The organism is Allobosea sp. CCNWLY174, from assembly GCF_037120455.1.
GTDB classification, from domain to species: Bacteria; Pseudomonadota; Alphaproteobacteria; order Rhizobiales; family Beijerinckiaceae; genus Allobosea; species Allobosea lupini.
In genome coordinates this window covers 1-10,706 of record NZ_JBBBBQ010000006.1, presented here as the reverse complement: position 1 = coordinate 10,706, position 10,706 = coordinate 1, and the positions used below count along the sequence as shown (strand labels likewise).

The following is a 10,706-nucleotide window of genomic DNA, read 5'->3' as shown; positions in this document are numbered from 1 at the left end:
CTCACCCGCCCTGATGGGCGGCGTAAGCCTGCTCCGCCAGCGGGATCGCCTCGGGCGTGCCGACATGCAGCCAGCGCCCATCGAGCAGATGGCCGAACAGGGTTCCGCTGGCGATGCAGCGGTCGAACAGCAGGTTGAGCGAGAACGGTCCCTCCGGCGTGTCGGCGAAGAGCTCCGGCTTGATGATGGCGACGCCGGCATAGACGTAAGGCGCGCTTGCAGCCTGCCCGCGCCGCGCCAGCCGGCCGGCTTCGTCGCGGAAGAAATCGCCGGCGCCGTCGAAGCCGACGCTGCTCTCACGCTCCGCCAGCAGGAGCAGCATGTCCATGCGCCCGGCATCCCAGGCGGCGGCCATGGCGGAAGTGTTCGACGCCCCCCGCTCGCTCCACAGCGAATCGGAGTTGACGTGGAAGAAAGGCTCGGTGCCGAGCAAAGGCAGCGCCTTCTTCACGCCGCCACCGGTTTCGAGCAGCAGGTCGCGCTCGTCGGAGATCGCGATGCGCGGGCTGGAGCGGCCGGCGACGCGCGCCTCGATCTGCTCGGCGAGATAATGGACATTGACCACGGCGTCCGCAACGCCAGCTTCAGCCAGCCGGTCGAGCGCGTGGTCGAGCATGGTCTTGCCGGCGATCGCAACCAGCGGCTTCGGCATGGTGTCGGTGATCGGGCGCATGCGCTTGCCGAGCCCGGCGGCGAGCACCATGGCCCGGCGGATCGGCGGCGAACTGGTCTGCATGACGTGAACGAATCTCCCGCCGGCCAAGACTGCACCATCAGCCATGGCCGGCGCGATAGCTCAAGTGCGGCGGGAGCCTCACAGGAAGCTGGCGATCTCCTCCAGAGGCTTCTTGCCGATCGCCGGGACGACGCAGCCCTCGGCAGGATAGCCGACGACCAGCAGGATCAGCGCCTTCTCGTTGTCGGGCCGGCCGCAGAGTTCGTTGAGGAAATTCATCGGCGCCGGCGTATGCGTCAGCGTCGCCAGCCCGGCCTGATGCAGCGAGGCGATCAGGAAGCCGGCGGCGATGCCGACCGACTCCGGCACGTAGTAATGCTTCAGCTTGCGGCCATCGGCATCATAGCCCCAGCGCTGGGCGAAGATCGCGATCAGCCAGGGCGCGGTGTCGAGGAAAGGCTTGTGCTCGTCGGTGCCGAGATGGGCGAGCGCGCCCAGCCATTCGTCGCCGGCGCGGCCGGCATAGAAGGCGCGCTCTTCTTCCTCGGCGCCGTCGCGGATCTTCCGCTTGATCTGCGGATCGGAGATGCAGACGAAGGTCCAGGGCTGCTGGTTGGCGCCGGAGGGTGCGGTGCCGGCGGTCGCAACCGCCGCCTCGATGATCTCGCGCGGGACCGGCCTGTCGGAATAGTCGCGCACCGTGCGGCGCGTCCTCATCGTCTCCAGGAACCTGAGCGCCTGCGCCTTCATCTCCTCCTCGGGCAGGCCCTGGAAGGCGAGCGGCATGGTGACATAGGCGTTCATCGATGTCCTCCTGACAGCTTCTTGCGGGCACTGCTGCTTGCACAATAGACCATCCCGGTCTGCCGCCCTATGGTCCCGCCCATGACGAACCCGGCCTCACAGCTCAAGCCCGGCGACCACCTCTTCCTGGTCGATGGCTCGAATTTCATCTTCCGCGCCTATTTCCAGTCGATCAACCAGGACCGGAAATACAATGCCCGCTCCGACGGGCTGCCGTCGGGCGCGGTCCGGTTGTTCGCGACCAAGCTGTTCCAGTTCGTGCGCGATGGCGTGCTCGGGGTAAAGCCGACCCATCTCGCCATCGTCTTCGACAAGAGCGAGAACTCCTTTCGCAAGGAAATCTACCCGGCGTACAAGGGCAATCGCTCGGACCCGCCGCCGGACCTGATCCCGCAGTTCCCGCTGATGCGCGACGCCGTGCGCGCCTTCGGGCTGATTCCGGTCGAGCAGGACATCTACGAGGCCGACGACCTGATCGCGACCTATGCCAGGCAGGCGCGCGAGGCCGGCGCCGACGTGCTGATCGTCTCGGCCGACAAGGATCTGATGCAACTCGTGCGGCCGGGCGTCGCGATGTACGACCCGGCTTCCGGCGACGCCAAGAAGGGCGCCGGATTCCGGCCGGAACGGCGCATCGGCGAGCCCGAGGTGGTCGAGTATTTCGGCGTCACGCCGGACAAGGTCACCGACGTCCAGGCGCTCGCCGGCGATGCGACCGACAACGTGCCCGGCGCGCCCGGCATCGGCATCAAGACGGCGGCACAGCTGATCGGCGAGTATGGCGACCTGGAAACGCTGCTGGCCCGCGCCGGCGAGATCAAGCAGCCCAAGCGCCGGGAGACGCTGACCAACCCCGAAGTGGTCGAGAAGGTCCGCATCTCGCATAAGCTCGTCACGCTGGTCGAGGATGTGCCGGTCGAGACGCCGCTCGGCGATCTCACCCTGAACCAGCCCGATCCGGCCAAGCTGATCGCCTTCCTCAAGGCGATGGAGTTCACCACCATCACCAAGCGCGCGGCCGAGGCCTATGAGGCCGATGTCGGCGCGATCGATGCCGACCCCGATCTCGCGCCGGGCGGCGCCCGCGCCGCTGCGCTCAAGGCGCTCTATGCCGAGACCGATGCTCCGGTCGCTGGGGCAAGCCAGCTCGCCGTGACGGCTCACGTCGCGAACGGTGCCGCGCCGGCGGCCTCTCCTGCAGCCGATGGCTGGCTGCGGCCGGCCGATCTCGCCGCCGCACGCAAGGACGCGGCGCTCGCGGTCAAGATCGACCATGGCGCCTATGAGTGCGTCCGCACCGTCGCCGATCTCGCGCGCTGGATCGGCTGGGCCTACGAGGCCGGCTGCGTCGCGCTCGACACCGAGACCAACTCGCTCGATGTGATGCAGGCCGACCTGATCGGCATCTCGCTCGCGGTCGCGCCGGGCAAGGCCTGCTATATCCCGCTGCAGCACCGCGCCGGCGACGGGCTGTTCGATTCAGGCCTGCTCGAAGGCCAGATTCCGCTCGACCAGGCGCTGACCGAGCTGAAGCCGCTGCTCGCCGACCCCGGCGTGCTGAAGATCGGACAGAATCTCAAATACGACATCGCCGTGTTCAACCGGCACGGGGTCGAGGTCGGCCCCATCGACGACACCATGCTGATCTCCTATGCGCTCGACGCCGGCCATGGCGGACAGGGCATGGACCGGCTCTCGGAGGTCCATCTCGGCCACAAGCCGATCGCCTATTCGGAGGTCGCCGGCACCGGCAAGAGCCAGGTCACCTTCGACAAGGTGCCGCTCGACAAGGCGACCGCCTATGCCGCCGAGGACGCCGACGTCACGCTCCGCCTCTGGCTCGCGCTGAAGCCGCGGCTGGTGCCCGAGCGCAAGACCACGGTCTACGAGACGATGGAGCGCCCGCTCGTGCCGGTGCTGGTGCGGATGGAGCGGCGCGGCATCTCGATCGACCGGCAGATCCTGTCGCGCCTCTCGGGCGAGTTCGCCCAATCGCTGGCGCGGCTGGAGGACGAGATCCATACGCTCGCCGGCGAGAAGTTCACCATCGGCAGCCCCAAGCAGCTCGGCGACATCCTGTTCGGCAAGATGGGCCTGCCCGGCGCCAAGAAGACCGCGACCGGGCAATGGGCGACCGGCGCCGGCGTGCTCGAGGACCTCGCCGAGCAGGGCAACGAACTGCCTGCCCGCATCCTCGACTGGCGCCAGCTGGCCAAGCTGAAATCGACCTATACCGACTCGCTGCCGACCTATGTGAATCCGCAGACCCAGCGGGTCCACACCTCCTACGCCCTGGCGGCGACCACCACCGGTCGGCTCTCCTCCTCCGAGCCGAACCTGCAGAACATCCCGATCCGCACCGAGGCCGGCCGCAAGATCAGGACCGCCTTCGTCGCCGAGAAGGGCCACAAGCTGATCTCGGCCGACTACAGCCAGATCGAGCTGCGCATCCTCGCCCACATGGCCGACATTCCGCAGCTCAGGCAGGCCTTCGCGGATGGCGTCGACATCCATGCGATGACGGCCTCCGAGATGTTCGGCGTGCCGGTCCAGGGCATGCCGAGCGAGGTGCGCCGGCGCGCCAAGGCGATCAATTTCGGCATCATCTACGGCATCTCGGCCTTCGGCCTCGCCAACCAGCTCGGCATCTCGCGCGAGGAAGCCAGCGCCTATATCCGCAAATATTTCGAGCGCTTCCCGGGCATCCGCGACTATATGGACCAGGCGCGCACCACGGTGCGTGCCAAGGGCGCGGTCGAGACCATCTTCGGCCGCGTCTGCCATTTCCCGGCGGTCGCCTCGAAGAATCCGTCCGAGCGGGCCTTCGTCGAGCGCCAGGCGATCAACGCGCCGATCCAGGGTTCGGCCTCCGACATCATCCGCCGCGCCATGATCCGGATGGAGGACGCGCTCGCCGCCGCCAGGCTCGATGCGCGCATGCTGCTCCAGGTGCATGACGAGCTGGTCTTCGAGGTCCCGGAGGGGCAGGTCGACGCGGCGCTGCCGGTGATCCGCAAGGTCATGGTCGAAGCGCCGCAGCCGGCCGTCGCGCTCAAGGTGCCGCTCGTCGTCGATGCGCGCGCCGCCGACAACTGGGACGAGGCGCACTAACCTTACGGCCGGGAACCGTCCTATTGCTGACGCGTTGAGCTTTGCGCCGTGCGTTCCGCATGGCATCGTTCATTGCAGGCACCAGGAGGCATTTGATGGCCGCAACCAGTTCCACCGCAAAGCGACAGGCTGCGGCCTCGGTCAAGCGTGCCAAGGACGAGGTGGCCGATGCTGCCGCCGACACGGCCGAGCGCGCCCGCCGCGCCGGCCGTCGCGTCAAGGACGAGGCGGACGAGATCGAGGCCAGCCTGACGCGCGGCGCCGAAGACCTCGCCGCGACTGTGAGCGAAAAGCTGAGATCGGTCGGCGTCGACACCGACCGCATGGCAGCGGTTGCGCGCGAACAGGCCGGCGACCTGGAAGAGCTGATCATCCGCGAAATCCGCGAGCGGCCCCTGCGGGCACTTGGCCTTGCGGCCGCGGTCGGGCTGTTCGTCGGCTTCCTCTCGGCGCGCTGAGCCATGCTGGGGGGGCTGACCGGTCTGGTCACGCGCGAAGTCGGCGGCGTCGTGCGCCGCAACGTCACGGTCGTCGTGCTCTACCTGCTGGCAGGGGTGCTGGCGGCCGGCGCAGTCGGCTACGCGCTCAATGCGCTGCACACGGTGCTGACGCTGCATTACGGGGCGGTCACCGCCAGCCTGTCGATCGCCGGCGGGTTGCTGGTCGCCGCCCTGCTCATGATCGGCATCGCCCTTTATGTGAAGAGCCGGCCGCGGCCGGACAGGCGCCTCGCCGCCGCGGTCGCCGCCGCCCCGATCGCGGCCACGCTGGTCGGCAATCGCAAATTCGGCTGGCGCACCGGACTGGTCGGCGGCGTCGTGCTGCTGGGGCTCATCCTCGGGCGGCAGTTTGCGCGGGGCGACGACGACGCTGAAAGCTAGAGCAAATTCGCCCTGAATCGGCGGCCTTTCCGCCGCCGGTCTGCGGCGATGTGTCTTTTTACCTTGGGCGATCAAGTGTCAGCGTCTATTCAAGACGGCAATGAATGCCCAGCTGAAGCTCCGTCCACGCTGGCTCTCGCCGGGACTGCCCTTGCTCGGTACGCGCCGCTACACCGCATCCTCGGCCGCGATCGCGATCCTCGTGGTTGCTGCCGCCGTCCTGATCGCGGGCTGGATCAACATCCGGGCGGACGAAGCCTCGAAGCTGGTCTCGCGCTCGATCGATATCCGTGAGCGTAGCGAGCGCTTCCTCAGCAACGTGCTCGATACCGAGACGGGGCAGCGCGGCTTTCTGCTCACCGGCGACGAGCAGTATCTGGAGCCCTACGACGACAGCCGTGCCAAGCTGCTGCCCAGCCTGGCCGAGATCGAACGCCTCGTCGCGTACAGCCCGACGCAGACCGAACGCATACAGCGTGCCCGTGCCGCCACCACCCGCAAGCTCGTCGAGATGACCGACACCGTGGCGTTGATGCGGGCCGGCAAGCGCGGCGAGGCCGCCGCCATGGTGAGTCGCGGGACCGGCAATCGCCTCACCCAGGAACTGCGCGACATCGTCGGCGAAATCCAGCTGGAGGAGAATCACCGCCTTACCGCCAGCAGCCGCCACGAAGCCCGTCGCCGTGTCCTGGCCAGTGCCGGCATCCTGATCGCGCTCGCCGGCCTGTGCCTCGCCGCCTGGCTGCAATTGCGGGTGCGGCATCGCCGGACGGTATCCCTGTCCACCTCCAACGCCGAGTTGGAGCGGAAGGTGGCCGAGCGCACGCTCCAGCTCGAGAATGAGCGATTGCGGATCGAGGCGCTGCTGCGCGACGTCAACCATCGCGTCGGCAACAATCTGGCGATGGTTTCCGCCCTGCTCAACGTCCAGGGTCGGCAGACGCGCGAGCCCGCCGTCAAGCAGGCCCTGGCCCAGGCGCAATCGCGCATCCAGGCGATCGCGGCCGGCCAGCGACGCCTGCGGCTCGACATCGAGGCCGACGAGATCGAGGCCCGGCCTTATCTGGAGGATCTGCTGGCCGAAATCGGCAAGGCGGCCGAAGGGCGTCCGATCGAGATCGCCCTGGCGATGGATGCGATCCGCCTGCCGGGACGCGACGCCGTTTCCTTCGTCGTCGTCATCAACGAGCTGGTGACCAACGCGATCAAGCACGCCTTTCCGGACGGTACCGCCGGCAGTATCACGATCCGGCTCGCGCGCACGCCCGAAGAGAATCTCGTCCTTTGCGTCGAGGATGACGGCGTCGGCATGCCGGAAGACCAGCAGAGCGCCGGGCTGGGCAAGTCGGTGATCAACGCCCTGCTGCGCAGCATGCGGGGCGATATGGAGATTGCACCGCTGTCGCCCGGTGTGGCGCGGCCGGGTACCCGTGTCGCCGTCACCTTCCCGAAACGGGAGCAGCGGACCGAGGAGGACACGGCAGCATAAGCCCTTTCTCAGCCCTTGTTCACGGCCTTGGAGACGAAGCGGCCGAGCTCGTCGGCCGAGAAGGGCTTGCGCACGAAGCGTATGTCGCGCAATTCGGGCGGAACCTCGCTGGGGGCGGAGCCGGAGACGAACACCAGCGGAGTGCCCTTGGCGCGCAGGCTGGCGGCGATTGCGAAGGTCTTTCCGCCGACGACGTCGATGTCGAGCAAGGCGCAGTCTATCGGCTGGTCGGCGGCACGCCGTGCCTGCGACACCGAGTCGACCACGATCAGCTCGGCGTCGCCGCCGAGCTCTTCGCTCACGGCGCTCTCGATATCCATCGCAATGAAGGGGTCGTCCTCGACGATGAGGACCCGAATACCGGCCATGAGACCCAGATCACCTTCCAACTTCACGACTCAACCCCAAGCTGCTTCCTGCTTGTGAGCTTGATGAACGCCCGCTCGGTCGGCCTTGTTCCGTTCTGAGCCGGATTGTCCGCCCCGAACTCTTCAAATTCAACTTAAATTGCCTGGATATGGTTAGGAAAGCGTAAGTACCTCCGATCAGCGCTTGCGCGGCGAGCGGACGAGACTGAGCTCGAAGGCGGTGACGCCGAGGGCGACATTGGCGCCCCGCTGGATGGGCAGGGACCGCGGCACCAGACGGACATCGCCGTCATGGCTGCCGAACAACCTTACATCACCCTCCTTGCGGGCATAGGGACCGCTGAGGACGCCGAGAGGCGCGCGCGCATAGGGCCCGTAGACCCGCCATGCGAGCAGGCTGCGCCCGACCGTCCTGGCGTCGAGGGAGAAACCACGGATCACTCCGGTATAGGTCTGCAGCGGCCCGCGTCGCGGGCGAAAGCGGCATTCGAGCGGCTTCTGTGTGGCCACGGCCTGGGCGAGGCCGGCGCCGATCGTGCAGGTCAGGCGCCCCGCCGGCGCGGTGCTCTGCGCCAGTGCCGGAGCTGCGGACAGGCTGGCACCGGCCGCGAAAGCGAGCATTGCGATAAGACGTCTCATTCACCTTCTCCTGCGCCCTACTCCGAATACACCGCACCGACGCGAGGCCGGTTTCGCCGAATCGTCCGCTGCGCCTCGAAACCGCACCAAAGCGCCGCAATCACTCCATAGTTCCCAAATAATCCGGAACCTCAATCCGGTGCTTGCGTTAACGGGAACTGACCAGTGGACGCGCGAATGCCAAAGCAAGGACAGACCAGCCCGGCGCAGATGTTCCCTACTCCCAAACTGGCGCGCGATCTTCCGCCATTCTGGGACCTCGAACAACTTCTGCGCGAGGGTTTTGACCATGATTCGGCGCTGGCCGAGCTTGCTATCCGGCGTGAGAGCTGGTCGAACGGAAGGCGTCCGCCACCGGCCGCGGAGCAGTCAGACACGCCCGCCGGCGTTTTCACGATCGCGTCATGACGGGGGTCGGTGTTTTCGGCATCAACTCCAGTCGATGGCGCACGAGACTCCCGCGCCTGTGCTTCCAACGACAGATTAGCTAGGAGCATGCACGCTGCACCGACTATCTTCTGCCTCGATGGTCGTCGGCATGTGGTCCATAGGCTGACGCGCCAGCGGAAATCGCCTGCGCCCGAGTTATAGCGCCGAAGCGCCTTGAGCCGCTCCCAATGACGGAGCGACAGCGTGCGAGCATCAAGTCGGATTTGTCACGCTCGCGGTCGCGTTTTGACTACGCTCTCCGTCCGGAGACGGCTTAACGAACTCGCTATCTCGTTTATCGAGCTGGCCGCGACGTAGCCATTGTTTGAGACGCAGGGTCGGCTTCTCGATAAAATGCCAAGAGAACGCCGCAAAGAGCGCTACCAAGGGCAGGCTCAGGGCGATGTTGACCCACCAGACATGCAGACTTGCGGGCGTCAGCTCGACGACGCTCTGCTGGATGGGGAAGGCATATAGATAGATGCCATAGGAATAGTCGCCCGATGAAAGAAGCTTTGACTTAGGAGGCATTAGCAACCCGAGATAGGCAACAGCATAGGCCATCGGGAAGACTACGAGGAGCTCGTATTTCGTGCTGACTACTGTGACACTCACAACTAGACAAAGCACGAAAATGAGAAAATTGAACGGCATGAAATCGCGCAGCCGGTAGATGGCAACGCCAGCCACAAAGCCGAGAACAAGCATCTGCCCCTGAAGTAGCCGGGCGAGCGTTGCGTGCTGAACGTAAAACCAAGTAAATGCAGCGATTCCGAAGACTGCAAGCAAAGTCACGTTAGGGCCACGGCGATGAGCGATTAAGAAAATACCAAATGCACCCATGATCATGTAGCATTCAAGCTCGTGCGGAACAGTCCAGAGCGAACCATTCACAACACCGGGGTACGGATTATTTGGAAAAACGCCTGGCAGATAATAGTGAATAAATCCATATATATTATGGAAGTATGCAACAAATATCGGGCTTTTGAAATATTCCTTCAGCGGTAAAACCGTAAAGATAGCACCGATAATTATCGCGGATGCGACGACCTCGACCACAAGCGCTGGGAATATTCTAAGAACACGCAGACCGATGAAGATGGGCAGGCTGTTTCTCTCGAAACTCGACGCCACGAGATAGCCACTCAAAGCAAAGAACGCTGGCACGATCAGCAATGTGAAGGGCAGCACATAAAGTGGAAAGAAGGTCATCCGAGCTGCGCCCCCATATGACAGGGGGACGGCGTGAACGGCGAGGACCGAGATGGCTAACCCGACCCTGAGATAGTCGAAGCCGCTTGTGTAGCCGCCTGTTTCCCGGATCCGATCCGCAAACGTCTTCATTGCACTTCCTGTCCCACTGGTCCGCACGGGTTATTGCTCGCTGGTGGTCGGAGGTCAATTCACCGAATATCTTCTAGACTTCCTTGAGTAATTTCGCTGTGAATCTCAGTTTCAGCGGCACATTATCTTTCCGTGACGAAGCTTTCACAACTCATAAAACTGACCTGAGATCCTGATCTTCCTCCAGATTGGAGTAGAGTCCGTCACTCACGGAGACGGACGATGCGCCCCTCACGATTCACGGAAGAGCAGATCATCGGGATGCTGAAGGAGCAGGAGGCTGGAGCTACGACGGCTGATGTCTGCTGCAAGCACGGCATCTCCTCGGTGACCTTCTACAAGTTCAAGGCGAAGTATGGCGGGATGGACGTGTCGGATGCGCGCCGGCTGAAGGCCCTCGAGGATGAGAACGCCCGTCTCAAGAAGCTGCTGGCCGAGCAGATGCTCGACGACGCGATCCTGAAGGACGTCGCCGCAAAACAATGGTGACGCCCGACGCGAAGCGGAAGGCGGTGGCTCATGCCTGCACGGTGCATGCGGCGAGCCAGCGTCGGGCGTGCCAGGCCTTGACGATCGACCGCTCGACGGTGCGCTACACGAGCATCCGGCCGGACGATGCCCTATTGCGTGAGGCGATGAAGGCCGTGGCGGCGGAGCGCCGGCGGTTCGGCTATCGCAGGATCCACATCATGCTGGACCGCCAGGGCATCGTGATGAACCAGAAGAAGCTGCGGTGGCTCTATCGCGAGGAGAAGCTGCAGGTGCCGACGCGGCGGCCGCAAACGGGCACTGGGCACGCGCAGGCCCATGCTCCTGCCTGATCGGGCCAATGTGCGCTGGAGCCCCGATTTTCTCTCCGACACGATCTCGGACGGCCGTCGCTTTAGGGTGCTCGCCATCGTCGACGATTACACGCGCGAGTGCCTGGCACTTGTCGCCGACACCTCGCTCTCGGGCCTGCG

9 protein-coding genes and 1 pseudogene are annotated in these 10,706 nt (G+C 65.1%); 5 read left to right on the top strand and 5 right to left on the bottom strand.

Annotated elements, in window-relative coordinates; translation table 11 throughout:
* Position 1: 1 nt before the first annotated feature.
* Positions 2-736, bottom strand: coding sequence for a nucleotidyltransferase family protein (locus V7S63_RS17890; RefSeq protein WP_336531184.1), 735 nt, complete (start codon positions 734-736; stop codon positions 2-4).
* A 78-nt stretch (positions 737-814) separates the two neighbouring features.
* Positions 815-1,480 carry a nitroreductase family protein gene (locus V7S63_RS17885; protein ID WP_336531183.1) on the bottom strand — a complete coding sequence of 222 codons (666 nt, stop codon included), beginning with the start codon at positions 1,478-1,480 and terminating at the stop codon, positions 815-817.
* A gap of 81 nt (positions 1,481-1,561) precedes the next feature.
* Between V7S63_RS17885 and polA the strand changes: the two genes are divergently transcribed.
* From polA to V7S63_RS17865, 4 genes are all read left to right on the top strand, one after another.
* The gene (gene polA, locus V7S63_RS17880) at positions 1,562-4,591 is read left to right on the top strand and encodes a DNA polymerase I (RefSeq protein WP_336531182.1); all 3,030 of its coding nucleotides are present in this window, start codon (positions 1,562-1,564) and stop codon (positions 4,589-4,591) included.
* 95 nt (positions 4,592-4,686) lie between these two features.
* Positions 4,687-5,049 carry a glycine zipper domain-containing protein gene (locus tag V7S63_RS17875; RefSeq protein ID WP_091835141.1) on the top strand — a complete coding sequence of 121 codons (363 nt, stop codon included), beginning with the start codon at positions 4,687-4,689 and terminating at the stop codon, positions 5,047-5,049.
* A 3-nt stretch (positions 5,050-5,052) separates the two neighbouring features.
* Entirely contained in the window at positions 5,053-5,472 is a 420-nt protein-coding gene (locus V7S63_RS17870) for a hypothetical protein (RefSeq protein ID WP_091835137.1), read from the top strand.
* A gap of 151 nt (positions 5,473-5,623) precedes the next feature.
* Positions 5,624-6,961, top strand: coding sequence for a sensor histidine kinase (locus tag V7S63_RS17865; RefSeq protein WP_336531181.1), 1,338 nt, complete (start codon positions 5,624-5,626; stop codon positions 6,959-6,961).
* An 8-nt stretch (positions 6,962-6,969) separates the two neighbouring features.
* Here V7S63_RS17865 and V7S63_RS17860 read toward each other — a convergent pair whose 3' ends face one another.
* The 3 genes from V7S63_RS17860 to V7S63_RS17850 form a co-directional block, all read right to left on the bottom strand.
* Positions 6,970-7,329: a response regulator gene (locus V7S63_RS17860; protein WP_091835131.1), complete on the bottom strand. Its 360-nt coding sequence runs from the start codon at positions 7,327-7,329 to the stop codon at positions 6,970-6,972.
* 177 nt (positions 7,330-7,506) lie between these two features.
* Positions 7,507-7,968, bottom strand: a complete 462-nt coding sequence (locus V7S63_RS17855) for a DUF992 domain-containing protein (protein ID WP_336531180.1) — start codon at positions 7,966-7,968, stop codon at positions 7,507-7,509.
* Positions 7,969-8,610: 642 nt separating this feature from the next.
* A complete protein-coding gene (locus tag V7S63_RS17850; protein ID WP_336531179.1) occupies positions 8,611-9,744 on the bottom strand; it encodes an acyltransferase family protein in 1,134 nt (377 codons plus the stop codon).
* Between the two features lie 222 nt (positions 9,745-9,966).
* Between V7S63_RS17850 and V7S63_RS17845 the strand changes: the two are divergent.
* Positions 9,967-10,706: pseudogene (locus V7S63_RS17845) on the top strand (transposase); the annotation flags it as partial.